This window comes from Mesorhizobium sp. WSM3862 (assembly GCF_002294985.1).
Lineage (GTDB): Bacteria > Pseudomonadota > Alphaproteobacteria > Rhizobiales > Rhizobiaceae > Mesorhizobium.
In genome coordinates this window covers 81,699-105,756 of the sequence record NZ_NSGE01000010.1, presented here as the reverse complement: position 1 = coordinate 105,756, position 24,058 = coordinate 81,699, and the positions used below count along the sequence as shown (strand labels likewise).

General features: G+C 60.1%; 20 protein-coding genes. 2 read left to right on the top strand and 18 right to left on the bottom strand.

Annotation, left to right across the window (positions count from 1 at the left end; translation table 11 throughout):
* Positions 1 to 662: 662 nt before the first annotated feature.
* The 3 genes from CK224_RS25595 to CK224_RS25585 form a co-directional block, all read right to left on the bottom strand.
* Positions 663 to 2,663, bottom strand: a complete 2,001-nt coding sequence (locus CK224_RS25595; RefSeq protein ID WP_095783692.1) for a class I tRNA ligase family protein — start codon at positions 2,661 to 2,663, stop codon at positions 663 to 665.
* A 313-nt stretch (positions 2,664 to 2,976) separates the two neighbouring features.
* Positions 2,977 to 3,756, bottom strand: a complete 780-nt coding sequence (locus CK224_RS25590; RefSeq protein WP_095783691.1) for a phytanoyl-CoA dioxygenase family protein — start codon at positions 3,754 to 3,756, stop codon at positions 2,977 to 2,979.
* 200 nt (positions 3,757 to 3,956) lie between these two features.
* Entirely contained in the window at positions 3,957 to 5,453 is a 1,497-nt protein-coding gene (locus CK224_RS25585) for a SidA/IucD/PvdA family monooxygenase (RefSeq protein ID WP_245426200.1), read from the bottom strand.
* Between the two features lie 1,292 nt (positions 5,454 to 6,745).
* Here CK224_RS25585 and pyrE point away from each other — a divergent pair.
* Positions 6,746 to 7,342 carry an orotate phosphoribosyltransferase gene (pyrE, locus tag CK224_RS25575; RefSeq protein ID WP_095783689.1) on the top strand — a complete coding sequence of 199 codons (597 nt, stop codon included), beginning with the start codon at positions 6,746 to 6,748 and terminating at the stop codon, positions 7,340 to 7,342.
* A 565-nt stretch (positions 7,343 to 7,907) separates the two neighbouring features.
* Here pyrE and CK224_RS25565 read toward each other — a convergent pair.
* The 11 genes from CK224_RS25565 to nifH all read right to left on the bottom strand — a co-directional run bounded on the left by CK224_RS25565 (position 7,908) and on the right by nifH (position 19,739).
* Positions 7,908 to 9,074, bottom strand: a complete 1,167-nt coding sequence (locus CK224_RS25565; protein ID WP_095783688.1) for an FAD-binding oxidoreductase — start codon at positions 9,072 to 9,074, stop codon at positions 7,908 to 7,910.
* Between the two features lie 64 nt (positions 9,075 to 9,138).
* Positions 9,139 to 9,660, bottom strand: a complete 522-nt coding sequence (locus CK224_RS25560; RefSeq protein ID WP_176478019.1) for a hypothetical protein — start codon at positions 9,658 to 9,660, stop codon at positions 9,139 to 9,141.
* A 258-nt stretch (positions 9,661 to 9,918) separates the two neighbouring features.
* On the bottom strand, positions 9,919 to 10,761 hold the full coding sequence (locus CK224_RS25555) for a universal stress protein (RefSeq protein WP_095783687.1): 843 nt from the start codon (positions 10,759 to 10,761) through the stop codon (positions 9,919 to 9,921).
* 98 nt (positions 10,762 to 10,859) lie between these two features.
* Positions 10,860 to 11,585 (bottom strand): response regulator transcription factor, encoded by a 726-nt coding sequence (locus CK224_RS25550; protein WP_280952281.1) that lies wholly within the window; start codon positions 11,583 to 11,585, stop codon positions 10,860 to 10,862.
* A gap of 75 nt (positions 11,586 to 11,660) precedes the next feature.
* Positions 11,661 to 12,140 carry a NifX-associated nitrogen fixation protein gene (locus CK224_RS25545; RefSeq protein WP_095783685.1) on the bottom strand — a complete coding sequence of 160 codons (480 nt, stop codon included), beginning with the start codon at positions 12,138 to 12,140 and terminating at the stop codon, positions 11,661 to 11,663.
* Between the two features lie 17 nt (positions 12,141 to 12,157).
* A complete protein-coding gene (gene nifX, locus CK224_RS25540; protein ID WP_095783684.1) occupies positions 12,158 to 12,655 on the bottom strand; it encodes a nitrogen fixation protein NifX in 498 nt (165 codons plus the stop codon).
* On the bottom strand, positions 12,621 to 14,003 hold the full coding sequence (gene nifN, locus CK224_RS25535; protein WP_095783683.1) for a nitrogenase iron-molybdenum cofactor biosynthesis protein NifN: 1,383 nt from the start codon (positions 14,001 to 14,003) through the stop codon (positions 12,621 to 12,623). Before nifN ends, nifX begins: the two co-directional genes overlap by 35 nt.
* Before the next feature lie 9 nt (positions 14,004 to 14,012).
* The gene (nifE, locus tag CK224_RS25530) at positions 14,013 to 15,503 is read right to left on the bottom strand and encodes a nitrogenase iron-molybdenum cofactor biosynthesis protein NifE (protein ID WP_095783682.1); all 1,491 of its coding nucleotides are present in this window, start codon (positions 15,501 to 15,503) and stop codon (positions 14,013 to 14,015) included.
* A gap of 62 nt (positions 15,504 to 15,565) precedes the next feature.
* Positions 15,566 to 17,107: a nitrogenase molybdenum-iron protein subunit beta gene (nifK, locus tag CK224_RS25525; protein ID WP_095783681.1), complete on the bottom strand. Its 1,542-nt coding sequence runs from the start codon at positions 17,105 to 17,107 to the stop codon at positions 15,566 to 15,568.
* Positions 17,108 to 17,235: 128 nt separating this feature from the next.
* Complete coding sequence (gene nifD, locus CK224_RS25520; RefSeq protein ID WP_095783680.1) at positions 17,236 to 18,741, bottom strand: nitrogenase molybdenum-iron protein alpha chain; 1,506 nt, start codon at positions 18,739 to 18,741, stop codon at positions 17,236 to 17,238.
* 104 nt (positions 18,742 to 18,845) lie between these two features.
* The gene (gene nifH, locus CK224_RS25515; RefSeq protein WP_095783679.1) at positions 18,846 to 19,739 is read right to left on the bottom strand and encodes a nitrogenase iron protein; all 894 of its coding nucleotides are present in this window, start codon (positions 19,737 to 19,739) and stop codon (positions 18,846 to 18,848) included.
* A gap of 427 nt (positions 19,740 to 20,166) precedes the next feature.
* On the opposite strand from nifH, the gene CK224_RS25510 reads away from it, so the two are divergent.
* Positions 20,167 to 20,775 (top strand): DUF6088 family protein, encoded by a 609-nt coding sequence (locus tag CK224_RS25510; protein ID WP_095783678.1) that lies wholly within the window; start codon positions 20,167 to 20,169, stop codon positions 20,773 to 20,775.
* Between the two features lie 252 nt (positions 20,776 to 21,027).
* Here CK224_RS25510 and CK224_RS25505 read toward each other — a convergent pair whose 3' ends face one another.
* From CK224_RS25505 to CK224_RS30950, 4 genes are all read right to left on the bottom strand, one after another.
* Positions 21,028 to 21,567 carry a nuclear transport factor 2 family protein gene (locus CK224_RS25505; protein ID WP_095783677.1) on the bottom strand — a complete coding sequence of 180 codons (540 nt, stop codon included), beginning with the start codon at positions 21,565 to 21,567 and terminating at the stop codon, positions 21,028 to 21,030.
* A 193-nt stretch (positions 21,568 to 21,760) separates the two neighbouring features.
* Positions 21,761 to 22,006 carry a ferredoxin gene (locus tag CK224_RS25495; RefSeq protein WP_082980413.1) on the bottom strand — a complete coding sequence of 82 codons (246 nt, stop codon included), beginning with the start codon at positions 22,004 to 22,006 and terminating at the stop codon, positions 21,761 to 21,763.
* 43 nt (positions 22,007 to 22,049) lie between these two features.
* Positions 22,050 to 23,267, bottom strand: a complete 1,218-nt coding sequence (locus CK224_RS25490; protein ID WP_095783675.1) for a cytochrome P450 — start codon at positions 23,265 to 23,267, stop codon at positions 22,050 to 22,052.
* A 102-nt stretch (positions 23,268 to 23,369) separates the two neighbouring features.
* A complete protein-coding gene (locus CK224_RS30950) occupies positions 23,370 to 23,750 on the bottom strand; it encodes a hypothetical protein (RefSeq protein WP_141245874.1) in 381 nt (126 codons plus the stop codon).
* Positions 23,751 to 24,058 lie beyond the last annotated feature (308 nt).

Here is a 24,058-nt window from a genome sequence, read left to right as displayed (position 1 = left end):
GGAAGAAACCGATTCGGTGACCAGCACTCGTCTTGCGCGTTCGCATGCGGCTAGTCCTCACCCATTGTTGCCGCATCTCAACCAGCAATGGTCGTGCCAGCCCGCTTAGCGAGCGGTAAGTGTGTGGTTAGCTCGGAAAACCTTTGAGCGTCGAAGGCGGTCGATTGTTTTGAACCCGACATGTTTCCTGCCGCTGTCTGGTTTTCGACACGCATCACTCATGCTTCTCACGCTTGAGAACCCAAGACAGCTTGGCTGTCTCGCCTGCGGCAATGTTTGGCGTCGGTCCGTCTAACAGCATCATTTCGGGGCCGGTCGAAAGTGCGCGGGCGATCTCCACGACCGGCTCCCGCCTGCAGCCACTGCGTCCTGGCCTGCTGATGGCTGAGCCTTCCTTCTTGGGCCGGGTCGGTGAGGCGGTGAGGCCCGCCGCCGTTACCGCTTATGATGTTTCGCTAGACGGCGAATCCCGCATTCACCAGCCGATATTTCGTGAAAGAGCTTTGGAAGCATTGCAGGTTTCCTGCGTAGATCACCCGCTGCTGCGGGCATTCGGCGACCGCTTCGCTGAATCGGAGGGTCCAGGTGGGTCTCAATTGTCTGGTGGCGGCCCGTAGCGATGTCGGCTTATGCCGCACAGATCTGGTCAAGATTCGGATGGGTCATAAGGCCTTCGGTTCATTGAGCAAAGGATTGTCGGATCTCGCGTAGAACCCCAGGACGGGTCCGATATCAAAGATCGTCCCTGGCGGAAGGCTCCGGACGGACGCAGGCCATTTCTCGGTTGAGATGCCGATGCCTCTCGCAAGCATGCTGGCAAATCGGGGCATCAGCGGTGCGAGTGTCTGCGCCAGGATCGCAGCGGCTGTAGCCTGAAGCGCGAGCGAAGTCCGGGTGCGGGCGGGATAGAGACGTCGCGTCGCTGCATAGTCTTGCGCCTGACGGTAGATTAGGCAATCGCGCACGAAATCGCAGGCCTGCGCGGCCGCGCGACGGAGCGAGAAGCCATCGTCCGAATAGGCGCGTTCCATCGCCGCGCGATGGGTCTCTATCTGAGCAAAAAAGGCGCGATCGGCCGGAGCCCAGTCGCCTGCGTCGGGCACACGGCCGCCAAAGTCCTGCTGGATGTCCCGGTATAGCGCATCAAGCCAATTCAGCCAGATCCCCTGAAATATCTCGTTCTCGGTGCGGCGCAGCGCGTCCAGCGTGAAGTTCGTCCGCTGACCTTCCGGTCGTGTCAGGGCCAAATGGAGACGCACGACGTCGACTGTCTTTGGGTCCAGAACCTCCTTGCCCCAGACCGCATGGCCGCGGCTGGTCGAGAACTTCTGGCCGTCGAGCAGATAGAACTCGTTCACATGATACCGGATACGCGGCCTCCAGTGGGAGAACACCTCAGCGTAAAGCGCGGGATAAAGTAGCGCATGGTAGAAGGAATTGTCGAAGCCGAAGAAATGGACAATCTGCCAGTCATTGCTTGGCATCGCCGCATTCCAGTCGCGCCCCAGCAAGCGAGCTAGCGCCTGGATGTTGTAAAGGAATCCGAAAGCCATCTCCGGCCAAACCCAGATCACCTGCCCCGGGAGCCCTTCGGCCGGCAGGCCCCAGTCCGAGGGGTGGGTGATGGGCACGGAAAAGTCGCCGCGTTGGCGTGCACGCGCGAAGAGGTCCATGATCCGAGCGGGAGCGCCCGACGCCCTTAAATGCCGGTCGATGTCGTCGTAGCATCGATCCAGCGCAAGTTCGGGACGGCGCACGAAGCCGACCACCGGCGCCTCGGCCGAGTGCCGCGACCGGACTGCACCTAGGTCGTGGCATAAGTTCGGCGCGCCGCATTCCTCGCAGATGTTGCCGCTAGTGGAGCCGCCGCAATCGGGGCAGAGGCCGCTTACATCCGGTTCGTAAAGGTAATCGCCTGTCACTGCATCAAATAGCGCAGGGCTCTGGCGCAGATCTACCGCCGTGCTGCTCAGAAGAGTGCGGAAACACGTGGCTTGAAACTCTGCGTAAGCGTCATCCCCCAACGTGGGCAGGAAGCTGTGGACCTCACAGTCGAGAAGCGCAAGCGTGGCTCTGATCTCGTCGGCGTAGTGGCGCGCCACCTTTGCGGGCGTCGATTGATCGGCATCGGCACGCGTGGTGACGTAGCTCTGGTGATCGTCGCTCCCAGTCAGGTGGTAGGCTTCGGCCCCATTCATGCGCAGGAAACGCGTGTACACGTCGGCGCCAAAATACGGGCCTGAAAGATGCCCCAGATGCAGATCGCCATTGGGCGTCGGCGGCGTGGAGAAGACGAAGATCGGCCTGCGAGGAGCCGCGACCTGTGCAGCAGCTTCGAGGGCGGCCTTGCCGTCGCGCCAGTAGACATCGACGAAATCTAGGTCTTCGTCCCCATCATTGCACAGCACATGCGCTTCAAAGGGGTGGAACAGAACGACGTCGCCGGCTTTGACCGGGATTTCCCCAAGGTCGGTCCTGACCTTGCCCACCCCAGATAGGACTATGAAGGCCTCGATTTCGTCGTGCCGATGAGGCTCGGATGTGACCCCCGGTGCCACCTTGCCGAATGAAAACCCGGTGCCCGCGCTTCCTGTTCCAAGCGTGGCCATGTCGATACCGAACGCTCGCGACAGCTCCGTTCGAGAAAACCTGTATTTGCGCATGACGAAGCTCAGCCGTTGAAGCAGTGGTATCTTCGGCTGCGAACGCAACAGCCTCTGTTGCAAGTTGCGAAGAGAGGCGGCAGCCCGGACCGGTTGGCGGCCCCCGCGAGAACAATCCGGCTCTAGCCCACAGGCGGGCGAAGACTGCGCGCCAGTAGAAATTTGGCGTCAAAGAAGACCGCCCGGTGACTACCTCCGTCCGACGTGCCGAAGCGTCGTAACGGGACTGCGGCGATACTCCAGCAGCCCACAAATCAGAACGCCATGCTCCTCGCATTTTTAGCGGTCGATCAGTTTCGTGTGCATGCCTCGCTCAGTCGCGATAGAAAATGCCGTTTGGCGGCTTGAGATTGTCTAGATCGGCCACTTTGCCCTCGGGCGGATTAAGAGCGCGCTTAAGCACGTTGTATTCAGCGCGGGTCGGTCCGCCGGTCGAAGCACGCTGGAACACCAAGTAGAGCGTTCGCCGCGAACGATTGCTTTTATTCGGCTGCGAGTAATGCGGTGCGTAATCGTCGAAGATGAAGATGTCGCCAGCCTTCCACACTACGGGTTCCCAGGAGAATTTCTCGGCGACCTCAGGATCAATCACCCCACCGGCATCCATGGAAAATACTCCCTTCTTGTGGTTGCCTGGGCTAAAGAAAAGGCCGCCGTTGTCCGGGTCGGAGTCGTCAATGCCTATGGCGACGACCGCATGGACCATCCGGTCCGGGAGCCTGTGTGGAATGTGATAAATGTCCTGATGCGGGCGATAGCCGCCGCTGTCGGGATAGTGGAAAATCAGCAACTCCTTGAGCCTGCGCGAGCCTTCGTCAAGCAGCTCCTCGACCGCAGAGTTAATGCGCTGATCGGCGAGGAGTAGATCACGCAATGGATCATGGAAGTCGAGAAAATTCTCGACCTTAGAGGTGATCTTTCGATTGTCCGTCGTCTTCTCGAACCACAGCATCCATTTATCATCGCTGACGCCCCAGCCTGAAATATCATCGACAAAGCTGGAGATACGCTCCACAGCCGCGGGATCGAAGAAGCTTTCGATCCTGACATATCCGTCTTTCCGCCACTTTTCTCTTTGTGCATCAGTCAACATGCGAAAAGCCTCCTGTTGGAAAGACTGGTTGGTCGAACATTCCGGCTAGGGCAATCGGGCGCTGGTCAGGTTGTGGGTCGACGGAAACAGTACTCAACGGCCTATGGGCGACGCTAAGTGCGTCTCGCTCTCCAGCCTCCGCTGCAGTGAAGGCGGAATCATTCCTTGGATGCCACCGCTAGTGATCCGCAGTCGCCCGGTCATATCCCGCTGCCCATTTCTTCTGCGACGGTGTCGGACCAGCACTCGACGGAGGTAGGGCTGATGAAGCCGGGATGCTCGGGGTTGGCACGCGGCGCGCGCCCCAGAAGGCTGTCGAGGATGCGACGCGCTCGCCAGGCCAGCAGGCTTAGATTCGGATCAGCCAGCCCACGCTGTCCTGGGCTCGCGTTCTGTACGAAGATGCGGCTGTCACGCGGTCCGTCCCAGCACACCGAAAAATCTTGGCGAATAGCCAATTCGTTGTCGATCTTTTCAAGCCGGTTCGCGATCGGTTCCAAGAAGCCTGGCACCGCGTTCTCGTAACCGGTGGCCAGGATGACGATGTCGGCGGTGACTTCTTCGACCTCCTCCATGCCGTGCTGCAGGGTGAGTCTGTGGCCCGCGCCGGCGTTGATGCAGTGCGAGACAGTGCAGCCCGGCCGCAGTGTGATTTCGCATCGGTTTGGCTCTAGAAACGCGTGACGGTATAGCGCCTGGTAGGCCGCGCGCAACGTGCTTTCCGAAATGCCATCCGAAGCAAGCACGAAGCGCCGCAGGAACAGCTTGCGCTGCGACTCGCTCATTGCCGCGAAACGATCCGAAAAGCAGGGCATGAACAACTCGTTTGTGAACGGGCTGTTGTCGATGGGCAGATAGTTTTCGCGCTGCGAGACCCAGGTTATCCAGACAGGCCGCCGTTCTTTTGGCAGGCCAACAAGGTGCAACAGCACCTCGGCTCCGGACTGTCCTCCGCCGACCACGCAGACATGGCCATTGTGCGCCTCAGGATGAATGTGCAGCAATTCAGATGAGTGGAAAAGGTTGCGTCCAGTCCAGCCCTGAAACTGAGGCGGAATATGCGCCTGCTTGCCAATGCCGACCACGACGTTTCTGGCACCGAGAACCGCGTTATCGGTGCGCACTCGAAACTCGCCGTCAAAGCGGATTTCGCGCACGGTCTCGCCGCCGCGGACAAGCGGGTTCCTGTGGAAGGCCCAGTTCAGGTATTGCTCGAACTCAGCTCTGAGCACGGCTTCGAACTGTGCATTCAGGAAGTGGTACAGACGCCCGTTCTCATGCAGGTAGTTCACGAAAGTATAGGCTGATCGCGGGTTCACCAGCGTGATCAAATCCTTGAAGTGGCTGACCTGGAGCTCCGAGGAATCGAATGCGCTGCCTGGGTGCCAGCGGAAGTCGACTTGCCGATCCAGGAACAGTGCCCCTTGCCCGACTTGCTCGTGCGTCTGGCACGCCAGGCTCAAATTCGACGGCCCAGCTCCCACTCCAATGCAAGAGAGCTCCACTTGTCTTGCTCCTTTAGGTGCTTCCCAAATAGGCGATGTTCGCGAGGAATATCGGCTCTGGCCATCGGCTTCAGTCTCCACGCGGACGATCTCGACTTCGGTGCCGCTGGATTTGCTGGATTTTGTCCCCGCTTTCATATGGTCGGGTATGAAGCCCATGGATCCCGGCCAAGTGATGCGATCGACACTCATGTCCACGACTTGTGGGCGTGGACGGGATCGACGTATCTCCGCCCGCTTCGATAATCGCGTCTCGGTCAGCGAAATGCTTTCGAGTCTTGTTCCGTGTTTCAATCGGCAAAGTCGCCCGCCTCCACAATGATACGTTTTTCGGAAGATCCCCCGCATCAAACGTGCCAGAAGGAAACTTTAGGAAGCAACGGATAGCGGGTTTGTGCTCCTGTCGGGTATCCGACAATGAGGGGGAAACCTTGCGCCGGTGGCCGATTTGGCGCGTCGCCGTCCTCTTGCCATGAGCCGCAGGCTAATCGGGCAGCTCCGCATCCGAATTTTCTCTCAGGATGGCCAGCCACCCAGGTTCACGGACCGTGGCGCGGTAAAAGGCTCTTGCCCTTCTCGCGGCCGGAATCTGAAAGGCGCCTTCGGAAGCCGGGTCCCAGGAGGTCTCTCCCGTCTTGCGGAAGATTGAGACGAGATCCGGATTTTGAGACGCAGAACCCAGCTAAAGGCGGTCACACCGCTATGTCGAGGACGTGCGCCACGTCCTGCAGCCATCAGCGGATGCCCTCCTATGAGCAGGTTCAATGTCGCCGCATTCGAGACCGCGCCCTCGCCGATCCCCAAGTCGGTCAAAGGTCGGCGACCACGAGCCTGACGGTGCTCGTGTGACCAGCGAGACGCATCCGATCCGCAGCTTTGTCGAGGCTGCCCCAGGCGGGTCGGGAAGGAGATATTTTGGGAAGGCGAAGGTGTTGACGGGTTGGGCCGCGAACGCAGGAATAACCAGACGCTGATCCAAAAAGACAAACGCTGTTTCGGGCCAATCGAGGTTGGACCTGCTGATCGGTCGTCAGACCAAGCGAGCCAAATGTTGCGCCGCGGTGCTGATGAACGAAATTCTCGCTGGCTCGAACTTACCGCCTTACGAGGAGGTTGCACGATAAGCGCGGCCTTGCCCAATCGTCACCACGAGGGGCCGACATGGCAGAAGCTGGCGCAACGGAGCCGAGCGAGGCGGAACTCAGGGGACGACGATGAAAACGCCCAAATCCTCAAAGAGACGGCCCGCGTCGAGAAAACCCGTGCCTGGCCGAGATCAGGCAAGGGTAGCCAAGGCTACCCAGCCGTCGCGAGGCCCGTGATCACGCTTTAGGCACCCAACAACGATAATGGATCTGCGCGGGTACGGCCGCACCGGTATTGACATTAATTGACACACCCCGCGAACACTTGCAAAAGCCACATAGCGGTAGTGACTAGGTGCATGCCGCACCCAAATTTTCCCTAGGGGCGAGGTCTGATCCATGGCGGCACTGGCGAAATTCAGACCAGTTGATTCCGGCCAACACGACAAGGACGAACTCCGCGAGATCGTCCGTGAGCGCTCTTTTCGATTCGGACGCTACACGCTCTCGTCGGGCATAGAGAGCGACATCTATTTCAATATGAAGCCTACCATGATGGTGGCGCGAGGCGCGCAACTTGCCGCTCTTGAGTTCCTAAAAATAGCTAAGCAAGTGAAAGCAGAGTACGTCGGCGGACTTGAAATGGGAGCGGTCCCCGTAATCGGATCGATGGCGGCTGTCAGCTCGGTGATGAACAATCCCATAAACACGATCTTCGTTCGCAAGGCTCCAAAGGCCCATGGCACAAGCGATGTGATTGAAGGTCTTGGGCCTAAGGAGGATCTTCAGGGAAAAGTGGTCCTGACCGTTGACGACGTTGCCACAAGCGGCAAGTCGATATTGAAGGCGACTGAAGAGGTTCGCCGCGTCGGCGGCATTGTGGGTGACGCTGCTTGCCTCGTGGACCGTGACGAGGGAGCTACGGCCCTGCTAGCCCAACATGGCGTCACGCTGCACTCCGTACTGCATGCGAGCGAATTTGTGGAACGCCACTGACAATCTCGTACAACGTCTTTCCGGCGATCTAGCCTTGGAGGACATTCCGCCGCTTTGCAGGGAGTGCAGGCGGCTCGCGAGCAAGAGCGATTGCCCTTGCCCATCCTCCCTGCTTTTGGTGCAACATATGCTCGCTGCCGTTCACCAGCGGCTTGACGCTATTGACTACCTCTCAGAGCAACGCGCCCTCAGACTGAATGGCTTTTACCGGCTATCTGGCGGCGGTCGTTCGAATAGCTTCAGAGAGAGGCGACGCGGCACCCTGGATTGATCTAGCAACCCGGTTTAGCGCTCTTTTCGGTCCCGACGAGGTTGCCCATTAATCTCGCGCTTATCGCTTTTTCGTGGAACGAGCAGCCCTCGTCGGCAAATGAGTCATCGATCGCGAGCGGCATGCCGGCGCATATGCGAGCGTAAAAGCGCCGAGCAGCCGGTGCTGAATCTCGAACGTGACGACGCCGATTGGCGCGATGGCGTCGGCTCGGGGCCCTGTGCCCAAGTATGGTGCGTTGCCATTCCGCAGCATTATGCTGCAGGGCAGAGGGGGGGTGCTGTCCCGCCAGTGTTAGATCACATTCAATTCCCTGAACGCCCGCCCCTCCGCGACGCGGCTGTACCCAAACGCCGAGCAATCCACCGTGCGGTAGCCGCCGTGCACGATCAGCTCGGCCAGCGCCTTGCCGACGGCCGGCGCCTGCTGCAGGCCGTGGCCGGAAAAACCGTTGGCGAAGAGAAAATTCCTGACCTGAGGATGCGGGCCGATCACCGCGTTCTGGTCGAGCGTGTTGTAGTCGTAATGGCCGGCCCAGGCGCGCGTCGGTTTGATCGCCTCGAAGGCTGGAATGCGGGTGGCCAGCACCGGCCAGATCACCTCTTTGAACAGCGGCCAGTCGGGCTCGAAATCGGCAGGATCAGCAGGGCCGTCGCCCTCTTCCGGCTCGGCGCCGCCGGTGATGTAGACCGAGCCTTCCGGTCTGACGTAGATGCCGGTCGTATCGACCAGCAGCGGCATATCGTCATATTTGTCGCGTGCCTCGAAGATGAAGACATTGCGCTTGCGCGGTTCCACTGGCAGCGCCAGTCCGGCCATTGCTGAAACTTTGCCGGCATTCGGCCCGGCGGCGTTGACGACGATGCCCGCGTCGAGCCGCTCGCCATTGTCGAGGCTTACCCCGGTAACACTGTCGCCTTGCCGTTCGATGCCGGTCACATCGGCCGTGATGAAATCGATCTTCTTCTCCCGCAGAGCCTTGCGAAACAGCATCAGCATAGCATGCGCGTCGAACCAGCCCTCTCCGCTGCGGCCATAGGCGCCGGCGGTGATGCCCTCGGCCGACAGCCATGGAAAGCGGCGGACGAGCGCCTCCGCATCCTCAAGGACGATGTCGGCGCCCGCGGCCATCTGCGTCTCGTGGTTGGCCTTGAGGATCGGCAATCCGTTGTCGCCGGCAAGGATCAAATAGCCGCCTTCGCGGAAGCCGATATCGGCGTCGGCGCCAAAAGTTTCCCTCAGCCGCCGGAACAGTTTCAGCGTGAACTGCGACAGGCGGATGTTTTCGGGAATCGAAAACTGCTGGCGGATCGAAGCGCAGGACAGCGTCGTTGCCGCATGAGCAAATTGCGGGTCGCGCTCGACCAGCGCGACCGAGCCGGAAAACCCTTCCTCGCGCAGATAGTAAGCGATCGAGGAGCCGACGATGGCTCCTCCGATGATGGCGATGTCGTAGAGCATTTTTTCGCTTCTCCAGTTCTAGAGCATGATCCCGAAAGCCGGTTTTCGGAAAGGCGTGCTCCATTCAAATAACCGGCACGATGATCTCGAAGCGCGTAGCGCGCTCAACTAGGCGGTTCATGCCACCATGCGCTCTCAGGAGGGCCAGCACGATGCCGAGACAGGCATGCCGGTGGCGCCGAAATCGCGTCGTGTGGTGCAGATGGCTCGGAAAATGCCGGTCCGGTTGCTGGGCGAAATACCGCCGCCCTCGTCGCTCACCAGGACAATGGCCTTGCCGTCCCCGTCGCCGCTGTGATTGAAACCAGCGTGGCGCCATGCCTCGCCGAATTGTCGATGAGATTGGCGAGCAGATCGCCGCATTCTCGCCCGACATGCGCAGGCCGGTCTCTCCGCCGGCCTCGACCCGAAGTGCCGGCCTGTCCTGGGCCTGCAGCAGTGCCAGCCCGGCACCAATCGACCTGCTTTCGCTACTGGCGCGAGATTTTCGGCGCGCCAGGTCGAGCAGGCGGGGCACCAGCAGATTAAGCCGCCCCGCGTCGGTGACGATATTGTTCGAACACCGCCGCCGCTTAGCCTCATCCATTGCGCTCTTTGGTGCCAGCGGAAATCGACCTGCCGATCCAGGAACAGTGCCCCTTGCGCAATCTCTTCGTGTATCTGACACGCAAAGGCTTAAAGTGGATGGGCCAGCACCGATACCAATGCAAAAGAGCTCCACTTATCTTGCTCCTGTGGGAGTGTTTTCCAACTCAGCGGAATGTTCGCAGCGACCCGCATTGGGCATTGCGAATGTCACAGGCACAGTGAAGCTTCGAACGGCATCGGTGCGGCTTCGGAACCGTCATCGGGCCAAAAACAGCCGCAATGTCGGCTTGTCAAAGATCCATCTGGTCACACCGCCAAAGAGCCGCTCACGCAGCCGACGGCTGCCATAGGCGCCCATGACTATCATGTCGGCAGAAATGTCGATTGCGTGCTGCGCAAGCACCGTGGCCGCCGATTTGCCGGCACCTGGCAGTAGATCAACCGACACCCGAGCACCGTGCCGGGTGAGATAGGCAGCGATGTCGGCTCCGGGCTCCGCCCCGTTCCCGTTGTAGTTGGCCTTCGGATCGACCAGGGCGACACGAACTTCCTCAGCAACGCATAGCAGACCCAGCGCTTCGCGAACCGCACGGGACGCCTCGACTCGCGAATCCCAACCGACCAGGACACGTCGTGGCCACAGCGTCGCCTCAGCACCCTTCGGCACAACGAGCACCGGTTTTCCCGTATCGAACAAGCAGCCGTTGACCACAGGAGGTCCGAGATTCTCGTCGTTGAGGAGCCCTGGTCCGATGATCGTGAGGTCGGCGCAGAGCGCCCGCTGTCGTGCTACTTCACCGAGGCTGGCCGGATCGCAATAGACGGTGTCAACGTCATAGGTGAGCGACATAGATTCCAGCAGTTTCTGGATATCGCTGGAGCGCTTTTCCAGCCTGACCGCGTCCTGTGCAAATCGATCGATTCCTACCGGCCACTCGAGGACACCATCTCCGATCCGATGCCACATAAGGAGCGTCGGAGGGGGTATAATCAGTGCGGAAAGATGAGCGCCGATTTCCGCACACAAGCCGGCAGCAGTTCTGACGTCCTGATCGGAATAGTCAGCGCCGGTCAAACAGAGTACGGTTCTATAGGCCATTTCCTGCTTCTTCCTGAGTATTCGTTCACGGCGTTTCAGGCCGCAAGACCGGCTCAAAGCGCGAGGAAAAGGGAGTGGCACCACACCCGGGACTTGATTCAGCCGTCCAGCTTCTCGAGCGAGTAGCCGGACGACCTCACTGTACGGATGACGATATCGGTCGAGGCCGTCTCCAGCGCCCTTCTGAGCCGACTGATGTGGACATCGACGGTCCGTTCACCGACATGGATATTGGCCGGCCAGGCCGCGCCGATCATCTCGTCCCGGCTGAAGACCTTGCCGGGAGTCTCGAGCAAATGCCGCAGCAAGTTGAACTCGATCGGTCCGAGATGAATGTCATGGCCATTGCCGCAAACCCGGCGGGCATCGAGATTCATCTTAACGTTGCCAAAAGAAAGCCAGCTGCCGTTTTCAACCCCGTTTGAACCCGGCTTCGCCAGCCCCAGCTTCGACCGCAAACAGTCGAGCAACTTGGCCGGCGCGATCGGCCGCACAAAGTTCTCGTCGATGCCTGCCTTCAATAGATCCAGGTGCTGGTTCTCTGCGCCGGGCGCGATCAGGGCAATGATTGGCACGCCCCCGGTCCGGGGCTCTCGCTTGAGCCGGGCGCAGATTGCGGACCCGGTAAGGCTTGTTGGACCGCAGTCCAGCACGACGGCCTGGAATTCCCGTTCGTCGGCCTTTGCAAGCGCCTCCTTGGCGCCGCCTGCCGGCTCACTGACGAAGCCGTCCACCTCCAGTATGTGGCTGAGGAATAGATAGAACTCTGCATCTTGCGAACAGATCAGGACGCGTGGCTTCATCAGCGCTACCCCGAGAACCATATTGGCCTCGAACGCGTCGGCTGGCCGTCGCGGCTCCTCAAGGCCTGACATGATCCTCTTGCTCGAAAATGGGTTTCATGCCCGCGCCACCTCGGGATAGGCCTCGATGGCTGCGATCGCATCGTCGACCAGTTTCGTACCGGCTGCGGCGAGTTTGCAGAACGTCTCGAAGCCGAACCGATGGACGTCGCGCAGGGTCTTGGACAGGACGACCAGCCGCCCTGCGGTGAAAAGCACGCGCCCGAAGCCCTCGTGGCTCATTTCGATCATCGGCGATGCCATCAGGCTGGAGCGCTCCTCGATCGCAAGGGCGACCGCAGTGTAGAACTTGTCGAGTCTCCACAGCACGTCCGGATCGGGATCGCCGATGATCGGAATCGCACGGCGCTGTTCCTTGCTGACGATGAAGTCGGCCAGCAACTCGGCGTCCGCTTTGCCGTCCCAGGACCCGTGCGAATCCTGAGCACGGATCAATCGCACGAGGCATTTGACGAACGGGCTGGCAAGGGCTGCCTCGTCATCATCGGCAGCAGGGCTGATCGCGACTTCAAACATTTTGCTCTTTCCTCGTTTCAGTCCTCGTCCTCGAAGGAGGGTTTCTTTTCGGCGACGCCAGCGTCGGCCAGCACCTTGCGCAGCCAGGGCGGAGGACATGTCCTCAGCATCATCTGCGTGCGCAACAGCACCTCTTGGATCGTTTGTGGCTGCGGCACCTTGATCGGATGGATTTTGGCAGAAACAACCTTGGCTGCCGAAGGCCCGCCGATGGCCAGACAAAACAGCAGATGGCAGCCCTTCAGCGCCTCCACCTTCGGCGTGATGCGGTCATCGCCCTCGGTCCGACGCTTTCCGCTCTCATCGGAAACGTCATCGAAGGCCACGGCTTCCACGAGATGCCACTCCTCGCGCGTCACGTCGTAGACAGCAAAGCGCCTGGCCGACCCGAAATGGGCATTGAGACCCTTCATGTCATGCGTGGCGATTGCCACGCGCAATGCGCCTGCTCGTCGTTCAGCCATCGGTGCGCGAACCTCGTCAGTGACGAGTGAGAGGCGACGAACGGAGCTCATCTGGCATTTCTCGTTTCCGGAATGAATCAAGCGCCTCAGGCGTCGGCGCGTGCTGATTGGCCTGGAAGATGTTGGCAACCTCGAAGATCAGGTCGCGGGTCCCCTGATAGAGGATTGTGAGCTTGTGCTGGCTGCCGAGCCGATCGAAGATCGGGAAGCCGACGCGCATGAGCGGAATGCCAAGGCGTTGCGAAGCCTGGCGACCGTGGGAGTGAGTAACGAGAAGATCCGCGCCCGCGGCAAGAGCTTCCAAATCGCCGAGATCGCCGATCTGAACCCACTCCGCCGGTACTTTTTCCAGAATCTTCGACATATCGGTCGTCGTGACCGCCGCCGCGATTTTGGAGCCCATGCCGGCGAAGAAGGTTGCGAGCTGATAGAGTTGGTCTGGTTCAGCAGCGATTGCAATTTTCTTGCCTCCGAAATGAAAATGTCCGTCGAGCAAAGCATCCTGCAATTGCGCCCGGCGACGGCGCACCCGGGTCGGCACCGCCGCGCCCGAAACCGCCGACAGCACCGAGACGAACCGGTCGACAGCCTTCAATCCGGTCAGCGACTGCAACACCACGTAAGGCACGCCGGTCAACCCGTGCAGCATTTTCGCCGGGTGGCGCATGTGCTCGCCGATGACGATGCATTGCGCGGCTGTGCCAAGCTCGCGGATTTCTTCAACGCTGGTGCCGCCATAGGTAGTCGTTACCCAGCGGTCAGGGACCGTACCGTCGAGCGAGCCGGAGACGTCCGGCAGGATGATCGGCTTGAGGCCAAAACTTTCAACCATGTCACGCAAATGCTCAACGTCAGCGACAGTGAGGTTGCATCCGGGCAGGATTGCGATCTTCTTCGGTTGCCTGGTCCGTGCGCCCGACCGTGTAATCCCTTCGATCATCGCCGCGACAGCCTTGGCCCAGCCGTCTTCGATCGCGCCGTCAAAATCAGGCGTGTTGGCCAGCACGACCTCCGTCCCCGCGAGCTCTTCCACGTGCTTCAGCTTGACGTTGGCGATATCACTCGCGCAATCTTCGCCACGGGTCTCGACCAGCGCGGTCGTGCAAACTCCTATCAGCTTTGGCTTAGTGCGAATTTTGAGGTTAAGGATCGCCTCTTCCAGATGGTCCGCTCCGCCGAGTATGGTGTTCACCTCGTCCATCGCCGTTGTCTGCAAGGGGATCGCTTCCTTGAAATGCCGCACGAAGAGCACGAGCGCGAAGCTGGTGCAGCCTTGGCTGCCGTGGAACAGGGGCATCGCACCGTCGACTCCAAGAAAAGCGAAGGCGGCACCCAGCGGCTGTGACGACTTCAGCGGGTTGACCGCCGCTGATTTGGTATTGCGAAGGATGCGGACCATCGGATTTCCTCAACGCTCGCCTAAGCGCTGAGCCGTCGCGCCGGCGAATTCATCGAGAGCGTTCACAGTCCCGGTTCCGTTCTTCGTGCTCGCCAGATCGTCCTTCACGGCAGGCTGGCAATCCCACGGCGCCGGCTCCCGCACCTGGCCCCAGATCGGGTTGTGAATGGCGAGGTCGATCTGCCGTACAAGTTCCACCATGCCGTCATAGCCGGCATAAGGATGTTGTCGCTCCTGGTTGATATCGAGCCAGGGTGTCTTGGCCTTCAGGGCGATGAATTGCGTGCGCCCGCCCGACAACATGATGTCAGCCTTGCCTTCTGAGAGCATGGCGTAAAGATCGCGCGCCGCCATCTGCTCGAATACGTGGTTTTCGTCCTTGAGGATGCGTTTGATCCGTTCCTTGTCTTCGACGGTGGATTTCTTGACCGAGGTGCCGACGATCTCCATGCCGATCTCCATCAGCGCGTGGACGACTGACCAGGACTTCACACCGCCTGTGTTGAGCAGCACGCGCTTGCCTTGCAGCCGCCGGCGGTAGGCCTCGAGCTTCTTCCAGGCAATCGCCTCCTGCTCAGCAATCAGCGTGTCTGTGCGATCGAGGATCTCCGCATCGGCGCCCTTCCTCACCAGCAGCTCCGCAAGCTTGCGAAGTGCTTCCGACGTGTCGGTTATGCCGTAGAAGGAGCCCTCGAAGAACGGGATGTCCCAGCGCTCCTCCATCTTGCGGGCCAGATTGATGAGTGCGCTTGAGCACACCATCATAGCCGCCCGGGCGCGGTGCGCGGATGCAACGTCGATGTAACGCGCATCGCCCGGGATGCAGGCGCGCACCCGGATGCCGAGCCGATCAAGCAGCGGCTTCACCAGCCAAAATTCGCCGGAAAGGTTGAATTCGCCAAGGATGTTTATGTCGTAGGGCCCGGCGTCGTCTGGTTCCACCATGCCGATGACATGATCGAGCAGCGCTTCGGCGGCGAGTTTGTTGCCGAGGTTCTTGGAGCCGGCCAAGCCAGGCGCATTGATCGGCACCACGGCCAAGCCGAATTTTTCGGCCGCGCGCCTGCACACGGCATCAATGTCGTCGCCGATCAGCGCCGTCACGCAAGTCGAATAGACGAAGATTGCCGGCGGCGCATACGTTTCCTTGATCTGGCGGATCGCTTTGAACAGCTTCCGCTCGCCCTGCCCCATCACGACGTCGAGCTCGGTAAGGTCGGTCGTGAAGCTTGTCCGCCACAGGGTTGGCCCGGACGAAGCTGCGCCTCTGTTGTCCCAGGAATTGCCCTCACAGGCGAGGGGTGCATGGACCAGGTGCGCAACGTCGGTGATCGGCTGCAGGACGATCTTGGCGCCGTCAAAGGCGCAGCCGCCGGCCGCCGCCCCGGGGGTCAGCGGCTTCGAGCAGCCCTCCTTGCGCGCCTTGGCATCCTTGCTGCGGTTTTTATCGCAGGCGGGCTCGTCGAAAACATCCTGGATCTTGGCACTGAGCGGGGTCATTGCGTCAGTCTACGAAGTCCATTGGGCGATGGGCGGCCACGGCGAAAAGCCGGCACCGGCTCTTAGCGGGTGAGGTCATAGGAATAATCCGTCACGCCAGTCTCGCTCGACTCGCGATCGAGCTTGTCGAATATCTTGTCGAGGATCGTCGTCAGCACGCGTAAACCGCCCTGGTAGCCCATCAGCGCAAAGCGATGGTGATGGTGCCGGTCGAAGATTGGAAACGTCAGCCGGATCAACGGCGTGCCGGTATCGCGCTCCAGATACTTGCCATAGGAATTGCCGATCAGCAGGTCGACCGGCTCTGTAAAGAGCAGCGAGCGCATTGCCCAGAGATCCTTGCCCGCCCAGACCTGGGTATCCTGGCCGAAAGGCGAGGATGCAAGCAATTCCTTCATCTCGGCCTCCCAGGCCGAGGTGCCGTTGGTCGCGAGGCAATGTGTCGGCTCGCCGCCGGTCTCCATGACGAAGCGGGCCATGGCGTAGACGAAGTCCGGATCCCCATAGATTGCGTACTTCTTACCGTGCAGCCATGACTGGCTGTCGGCCATGGCGTCAACCAGTCGGCCGCGCTCCATCCGGATTGTCTCGGGGATCTCCTTGCCGGAAATCGCCGAGACCTTCATCAGGAATTCGTCAGTCGCCTGGACACCTAGCGGATAATGGAAGGACGCCGTCGCCTGCCCGACCTCGTCGCAATGTTCCAGCGTCTTGCGGGTGTTGTAACGCTGCAGCGACAGTGTCGCCTCCGCGTTGAGTGCCCCTTTCACGTCTGCGATTTTTGTGCCTCCGTCATACATGCGGTATTCGCCGTCCGACGGCGTGTCGAACTGGTCGGAAGCGTCCTGAATGAAGGTATAGGTGACACCCATCAGGTCGAGAAGGCGCTTGAGTTCCCGGTTGTTTCCGACGCAGAATCCGTCGAAGCCTGGAATGATGTTGATGGTGCCAGTAAGTTGCGAGCGCTCGCTGCCCTTCCAGAAATGCTCCAGCACGCCCTTCACCATGCCGTCATAGCCATCGACATGGCTGCCGACGAAGGCCGGCGTATGAGCGAAAGGCACGTCGAAGTCGCCCGGGACAGAGCCTTCGTTCTTGGCGTTCTCGATGAAGCTGCGCAGGTCGTCGCCAATGACTTCAGCCATGCAGGTGGTCGAGACGGCAATCATCTTGGGGTCGTAGAGCTTGTAGGTATTGGCGAGCCCGTCGACCATGTTCTTCAGGCCGCCAAACACTGCCGCGTCCTCGGTCATCGAGGAGGAAACCGCTGACGAAGGCTCCTTGAAATGTCGCGACAGATGCGAGCGGTAGTAAGCAACGCAGCCCTGGCTACCATGGACGAAAGACATGGTCCGCTCGAAGCCCGCGGCCGCGAACACCGCGCCGAGCGGCTGGCATGCCTTGGCGGGGTTTATGACAAGCGCCTCGCGAGCGAGGTTCTTTTCGCGGTATTCCCAAGTCTTGGTCAATTCGCGTTGGTCGGTGACGATCTGATCAGGGTGCGGGCATTCAAAATTCAGTTTCTTCTCGGCAAGCATTTGTCTGTATTCCGGCTCGCGGAACAGGGGAGCATGGTCGAGAACTTTTTCGGCCGATTGCGGCATGGTGGTTACCTTTTCCATCTGGCCGCGCCAAGCGACAGCACAGGGACATCAAGACGCTAAGGGCCTCCGCGTGGATCGAGTGCCCAAAGTATTTGTCGGCCTCTCTGCCTGGCAGGGAGGCCAAGTCCTCATTCGGCGGCGACCGCCGTCGGCGGCGCGTCCTTTATCTTCTTCCACGGCGCGCGGTAGAGACCCCAGACCGGGTTGTTGATGGCCAAATCCATGTCGCGGGCGAAAATGGCGAAGCCGTCATAGCCGTGATACGGGCCGGAATAGTCCCAGGAGTGCATTTGGCGGAACGGGATGCCCATCTTCTGCACCGGGTACTTCTCCTTGATACCGGAGCCAACGAGATTAGGGCGGATGCCTTCGATGAACTTCTCCAGCTCGTACCCGGTGACGTCGTCATAGACGAGCGTGCCATTCTTCACGTAATGGCCGGTGCGCTGATAGTCGTCGTTGTGTGCGAATTCGTAGCCGGTGCCAACGATCACCATGCCGAGGTCCTCATAGGCAGTGATGACGTGACGGGGGCGCAGGCCGCCGACATAGAGCATCACCGTACTGCCTTCGAGTCGCGGTCGGTACTTGGCTGTGACGGCATCGACCAAGGGCCGGTACTTGGCGATGACCTTTTCGGTCTTCTCCTCGATTTGCGGGCCGAAATGCTTGGCGATGTTGCGCAGGGAGGCTTCGATCTGGGAGGGGCCGAAGAAATTGTATTCCATCCAAGCGATGCCGTACTTTTCCTCCATGTGCCGGCAGATGTAGTTCATCGACCGGTAGCAGTGGATCAAATTGAGTTTGGCCTTGGGCGCGCGCTCTATCTCGGCGAGCGTGGCGTCGCCCGACCAGTTGCCGACCACCCGAAGCCCAATCTCCTCAAGCAGGATTCGCGACGCCCACGCATCGCCGCCAATGTTGTAGTCGCCGACGACGTTGACGTCATATGGGCCGGACTCGAACTTGCCATCTTTCTTATCGAAGACCCAATCGCGGATCGCATCATTTGCAATGTGGTGACCGAGCGATTGTGAAACGCCGCGGAAACCTTCGCAGCGCACCGGTACAATCGTCTTTTCGTGCTCCTTGGCCTTCTTGCGCGACACTGCCTCGATATCGTCCCCGATCAGGCCGATTGGGCATTCCGACTGAACCGAGATGCCGCCATTGAGCGGAAACAGGTCCTCGATCTCGTCGATGATCTTTTCCAGCTTCTTGTCGCCGCCGAAAACGATGTCCTTCTCCTGGAAGTCGGAGGTGAACTGCATTGTCACGAACGTGTCGATGCCCGTCGTGCCGACGTAATAGTTGCGGCGTTGCGACCAGGAATATTGCCCACAGCCGACCGGCCCGTGCGAGACGTGGACCATATCCTTGACCGGACCCCACACCACGCCCTTGGAGCCGGCATAGGCGCAGCCGCGGATTGTCATCACGCCCGGAATGGATTTGATGTTCGATTTGACGTCGCATTCGGAAAGGCCCTTGTCCTCCGCTGTGGCCTCGTCCTTGCTCATTGCGACACTGAGGTGCTTCTTGCGACGCTTCGCCGCCTTGTCTGGATATTGCGACAGCACGTCTTCGATAAGCTTCGCATGCAAAGCGCCGTCATTCTCATAGTCGAGGCCCATGGGACCTGCCCCTTTCAAGGTTCGGGTAACGCCTCGCCAACGAGGCCTTGTTTCGTAGAAAGGGGCGCCAGATCACGGTCGGCGCCCCTGTCGGGTAGGGTCCGCTACTGAGCGACGGCCAATGTCGCTTCCTTGGCCTGAAGCTCCGCAAGCATCTGCTCGTCACTCTTCATGATGCCGAAGTCGAGCAGCATGTCCTCGAGCTCTTCCATGGTGATTGGGGTCGGGATGGTGCCCTGACCCGAATTGAGATGGATCTTCTGCGCCAACGCGCGGTACTCCCCTGCCTGTTTGGAGTCCGGCGCATATTGGATAACGGTCATCTTCCTCAGTTCGGCGTGCTGGACGATGTTGTCGCGCGGCACGAAGTGGATGAGCTTGGAATTGAGCCTGGCGGCCAGCGCCTCGGAGAGGTCGAGCTCGCGGTCGGTCTGGCGCTCGTTGCAGATCAGCCCGCCGAGCCGCACGCCGCCCGAATGGGCGTATTTCAGGATACCCTTGGCGATGTTGTTGGCGGCATAGAGCGCCATCATCTCGCCGGACATGACGATGTAGATTTCCTGGGCCTTGTTTTCGCGGATCGGCATCGCGAAGCCGCCGCACACCACGTCGCCCAGCACGTCGTAAGAGACATAGTCGACATTGTCATAGGCGCCGTTCTCCTCGAGGAAGTTGATCGAGGTGATGACGCCGCGGCCGGCGCAGCCGACACCCGGCTCGGGGCCGCCGGACTCCACGCACTTGATGTCTTTGTAGCCGATCTTGAGCACGTCCTCGAGTTCGAGGTCCTCCACAGAACCTTCCTCGGCGGCGAGATGCAGAACCGTATCCTGCGCCTTTGCGTTCAGGATCAGGCGGGTAGAGTCGGCTTTGGGGTCGCAGCCGACGATGAGGATCTTCTGTCCGAGGTCGACCAGAGCGGCGAGCGTATTTTGAGAGGTGGTGGACTTGCCGATGCCTCCCTTTCCATAGAATGCGATCTGACGCAGACCTGACATGTTGCTTTCCTTCCTTCTTTCCATCCATAGCGGCTATCCGACTTGAAGTCCGGTCGGCAGAACCCGGCGCCTCGCACCGATCGTCTCAAAACTCGTGCCAATTCGGCCTGTTGGATCGAAGAAGAAATTTTATGTTTGCTTTCCAGCTATTTAACATTTGGCAAAAATATTAAATTGGCTAAATGAACTTGTGTGGCGGACCTGACAAAGGCGACAGCAGATGTCGGATGGCGATGAGTGAGACGTCGGCCGCAGAGGCCGGAAAGAAGCAAAATGTCAAAATCTGATGGAGCCCCCTCCCGACGCCATGGCGATGTGCCAGTTTAGTGATTGCCAGAATCGACCAAGACAGAGAGGGCACCCATGGAACGAGGCACCATCACGCCTTGAAAGCTGTCAAAAAATCAAATTTGACAGGAGCATGGCTATGAGAAGGTTGACCGAACAGATTCTTGCCCACGCGAAAGGGCTGCCAGAGGGCACGCCGGTCGCAGCTAAGAGCTTGCTTCACCTCGGGAATCGCGCCGCGGTGGATCAGGCATTGTCGCGTCTAGCAGAGCGGACGCAGTTGATCCGGGCGGGTCGCGGCGTCTATGTCCTTCCGGTCACGAGCAGGTTCGGCATCCGGGCTCCCTCCGTGGAGCAAGCGGTCGAGGCGCTTGCCAGCCAGAGCGGGGAGATCATCGTCCCGAGTGGGGCCGCTGCCGCCAACATCCTCGGTCTCACGACACAGGTGCCGGTCCGGTCGGTCTATCTGACTTCCGGCCGCACCCGGAAGATGAGCCTCGGCAAGCAGGTCGTCGAGCTTCGCCACGCGCCTCGTTGGCAGCTCGCCATGGCGCATCGGCCCGCTGGCGAGGCAGTGCGAGCGTTGGCTTGGCTTGGGCCGGAGAAGGCTGAAGCCGCCCTCCAGACACTGAAGCGGAAACTCCCGCCGGGTGCCTTCAGCGAGCTGGTCGCGGTAGCGCCGCAGCTTCCGACCTGGCTGGCGCGCAGCGTGGGCAAGGCCGCACATGGCGGAGGCGATATCGACTAGCGCACGGCCGATCCCGCCTGCCGCTCCCTTAATGGATGACGATGGGTTCTGCCTGCTTCATATGAACCTCTCCGCAGCCAGCGTTAGCGATCTGGACGCGAGCCAGCCGCAAGACCGGTCTCGGTATTGCAAGGCGTCCTGTGACTACAAGTTTCCATACCGGGTAGACGTGTTGCCTTCCGGGACCGCTCCCGCGATGCGGCTCCCGTTTGGGAGCCTTGGAAGGCATTGTGGTGACATGCGTTGCATTTTTCAGTTTGATGACGAGCTGCGGCGCTTTCTGAGCGCGTAAACCGGGTCATTGGGATGCGCTGCTCCGATCGGTTGCCGTAGGCCGAACCGTTCTGCCTCGGGGACCGCTGGCGGGGTCTGCTCTTCGAACCAATCGTAAACCACGGTGCGTTCGGCGATGCGCCACGCCCCCTCCCTCTTCTGAAACAGATCGCAGTAACGGCCGCAGAGGAGCACCTGACGTGCTTCTCCGTCTTCGTCTGGTCCGCGTTGCAGCCCGGTGAAATAGCTTTCGACCAAGGCCTCCGTCGGGTCGATGAATTCGATCAATACGTTCGTGATCTGGTGGATTAAGCGCGGTCCGGTGTTGAAGACACCAAGCGCAAACTCGATGAAGCCCTCGGCTGAGCCACAATAGGCGCCGTGATTGTCATGCGCATCGGGCCAATACGCACTGCGCAGCGCAGCCTCATCGGCGCGGTCTACGCCGCGGCAATACCGATAAAGGCAGTCGCGGATCGCCTCGCGGTCGCCCAGTTCGGTGATTTTTGCATGGCCCATCGCTCTCTCGCAAAATCTGAGATTGGAAGAGGCGTTTCGTGCCTCTAGATGCATCCAAAGACGAACCGATCGGCAACTGAAGACGCAGAACGGAGACGAATTTCACGTGTAGCAAGCGAGTCATGGAGGCCTCGATGCCGCAGAGGAGGCAGGCAGGCAAGCGGCCGGACATGTTGCTTTGCGGTGTGGGCTCCTAAGCTTCCCCAGCTTTTGGTTGAATGGCGGCTGGATCGAACCGGGCGGCCGATGAGCTATCGACTTCCAGCGCGCGTTCGGGGCAGGATCGCACGGCCCGTGACGCGAGCAGTTCGTCCCCTTGCGCGACATTGATATCGCCACGCAGGACGTATCCCTCATCATCTAGCGTGAAAATGCTTGGCGCTTGCGCCGAGCATCGCGCGTGACCCTGGCATTTGGCATTGTGGACGATAATGCGCATAGCGCTGCCTCCATTGTCTTGCCATAGCTCGGGACGGCCATGGTCATGACCAGTCCAGGATCAGATTTTCGATTCCGAACACATGGCCGCCACAGGTGATGGGCGCTGTACCTTCCTTGATCCGGAAGGTCGGGAGGCGCGCCAGCCACTCCTCCAGGCCAATGACGATCTCGCGCCGGGCAAGGTGTGAGCCAAGGCAACGATGGGGACCATAGCCAAAGGCGGCGTGGCGGTTGTGCTCTCGCGCCAGATCGACCGTGTTGGGGGATTCGAATTCCTCCGGGTCACGATTTGCAATCATCGTGGCGCAGGAAACATAGTCTCCCTTTCGGATCGGCGCGCCTTCGAAGTCGATATCTTTCGTAGCCACGCGGATCAACTGAATGGGCGGATAGGCCCGCAGCAATTCTTCGGTTGCGAGCACGATGCGGTCCGGTTCGCTGCGCAGCAGTTCCTGATCCTTGATGTTGCGCGCTAGATAAGCCAGATCAAAGCCTATAGCTGCTGCGACGGTGTCAAGTCCCGCGACGAAGACAAGCACGCCGATGCCACGGATTTCGTCGTCGGTTAGCCGGCGGCCCTCAACCTGTGCCTGCACGATGAAGGTCATGAGATCGTCGACCGGATCCTTGCGGCGATTGTTTGCAAGTTCATCGATGAAAGCCACGATCTTGCGGGCAGCCACAGGTCGTTCCACATCGTTGCCGTGGAGCAGATCTTTCGCCCAGCCGACAAATGTATCGAGGCCCTGATCCGGCAAGCCCAGAAAGCGAAGGAAGATGCCGACAGTGAAGGGAAAGGCAAAATCCTTCATGACGTCGCAGCTCGTGCCCGATGCGGTGATCCCGTCGATCAGGGTTATCGCTCGCTCACGGACAGCCGGTTCCAGTGCCGTCACCCGCTTGGGCGAAAGCAGCGGACTAAGTAGCGAGCGAAAGGCGCCATGGGCCGGTGGATCGAGCTCAAGCGGGATCGTCGGCCAGGTTTCGCCCAGTACGGAGGAGAAGATGCTGCGATGGCTGGAAAAAGTTTCAGTGTCCTGCAGCACCTTACGCTGGTCTGCGGCGCGGGTGATGACCCAGGTGCCCCGGCCATCTTGCGTGTTGTAGGGGGAATAGAAGATCGGAGGCCCGTCATGTGCGCAAGCTACCGCTGCGTGTGGATCCCCGTTGGGCGTTGGTGGCATGCCTGGCGACGTGAACAGGCTGAAGTCCCTCACCATTTCGGGCGGGACATGATCTGGAACCGGGTTGATCGCCATTGGACTTCTCCTACCGTCTAACCACTGACTAAGGCGGCTCGGAATGGCATCTTGGCCATCCGGCAAGCTTGTAACCGTCTTGGCCAGACCGCTGCCTGCCCGCTAAAGAGCGACGAGCGAAATCGTCGGAGACGCGGCATTTTCCAGCTTCGAACGGCGAGCCGGAAATGAAGCTCTTCCCCACAACGGCTTCAGGCCGGTCATCTCTTCAGGATGTCCGTAGCGCGGCACGCGAGAGGCCGTACCCGTCGACATCGCTTTCGCCGATTTCCGCGAGCGCACGCGATGTGGGCATGAGCAAACATGCGGGTCGAATCTCATGCCCTGTTCGATCGATGGCCGTTGGCCGGTGCCAGGCGAACTGCTGGTGTCCACGCCAGCCACGCCGGTCGGGCTTTCACAGGCAGTGCCTTTGGACAGATCGGCTCGACGCGGACCCGACATGTTGTCTTCCTTGGCTGCATTGATCGCGATGGTACCCACAACATGAACCCCAGTCGGTAGCTGCCGCCGCCTCACGAGAGAGCTTCAAAAGTCGTGCCAGCGGCGCGGAAAGAGCCCTGCAGAAGATTTCTACATATCATTCAACAGTTTGATCGAATGCGCAGCCGCAAGCCTGGCGGCGCGCAGCCGTGTCGCGGACCTGACAAAGCCGACAGCAAAGTCGCGGCAGATTCAAAATGCTGCGCGAGTGCAAAGCGGTTTCCCGTCACCTCGGCACCGTGCCCGCCTCGCGCAGGCGCAGTTCAGGAAGATGCCCATGGCGAGCTGCTAATGGACGTGCTGGCTTT

Coding starts and splice junctions, on each gene's coding strand:
- CK224_RS25595 (WP_095783692.1), bottom strand. CDS start 2,663: ATGCGCAAATACAGGTTTTCTCGAACGGAGCTGTCGCGAGCGTTCGGT.
- CK224_RS25590 (WP_095783691.1), bottom strand. CDS start 3,756: ATGTTGACTGATGCACAAAGAGAAAAGTGGCGGAAAGACGGATATGTC.
- CK224_RS25585 (WP_245426200.1), bottom strand. CDS start 5,453: ATGAGTGTCGATCGCATCACTTGGCCGGGATCCATGGGCTTCATACCC.
- pyrE (WP_095783689.1), top strand. CDS start 6,746: ATGGCGGCACTGGCGAAATTCAGACCAGTTGATTCCGGCCAACACGAC.
- CK224_RS25565 (WP_095783688.1), bottom strand. CDS start 9,074: ATGCTCTACGACATCGCCATCATCGGAGGAGCCATCGTCGGCTCCTCG.
- CK224_RS25560 (WP_176478019.1), bottom strand. CDS start 9,660: ATGGATGAGGCTAAGCGGCGGCGGTGTTCGAACAATATCGTCACCGAC.
- CK224_RS25555 (WP_095783687.1), bottom strand. CDS start 10,761: ATGGCCTATAGAACCGTACTCTGTTTGACCGGCGCTGACTATTCCGAT.
- CK224_RS25550 (WP_280952281.1), bottom strand. CDS start 11,585: ATGGTTCTCGGGGTAGCGCTGATGAAGCCACGCGTCCTGATCTGTTCG.
- CK224_RS25545 (WP_095783685.1), bottom strand. CDS start 12,140: ATGTTTGAAGTCGCGATCAGCCCTGCTGCCGATGATGACGAGGCAGCC.
- nifX (WP_095783684.1), bottom strand. CDS start 12,655: ATGAGCTCCGTTCGTCGCCTCTCACTCGTCACTGACGAGGTTCGCGCA.
- nifN (WP_095783683.1), bottom strand. CDS start 14,003: ATGGTCCGCATCCTTCGCAATACCAAATCAGCGGCGGTCAACCCGCTG.
- nifE (WP_095783682.1), bottom strand. CDS start 15,503: ATGACCCCGCTCAGTGCCAAGATCCAGGATGTTTTCGACGAGCCCGCC.
- nifK (WP_095783681.1), bottom strand. CDS start 17,107: ATGCCGCAATCGGCCGAAAAAGTTCTCGACCATGCTCCCCTGTTCCGC.
- nifD (WP_095783680.1), bottom strand. CDS start 18,741: ATGGGCCTCGACTATGAGAATGACGGCGCTTTGCATGCGAAGCTTATC.
- nifH (WP_095783679.1), bottom strand. CDS start 19,739: ATGTCAGGTCTGCGTCAGATCGCATTCTATGGAAAGGGAGGCATCGGC.
- CK224_RS25510 (WP_095783678.1), top strand. CDS start 20,167: ATGAGAAGGTTGACCGAACAGATTCTTGCCCACGCGAAAGGGCTGCCA.
- CK224_RS25505 (WP_095783677.1), bottom strand. CDS start 21,567: ATGGGCCATGCAAAAATCACCGAACTGGGCGACCGCGAGGCGATCCGC.
- CK224_RS25495 (WP_082980413.1), bottom strand. CDS start 22,006: ATGCGCATTATCGTCCACAATGCCAAATGCCAGGGTCACGCGCGATGC.
- CK224_RS25490 (WP_095783675.1), bottom strand. CDS start 23,267: ATGGCGATCAACCCGGTTCCAGATCATGTCCCGCCCGAAATGGTGAGG.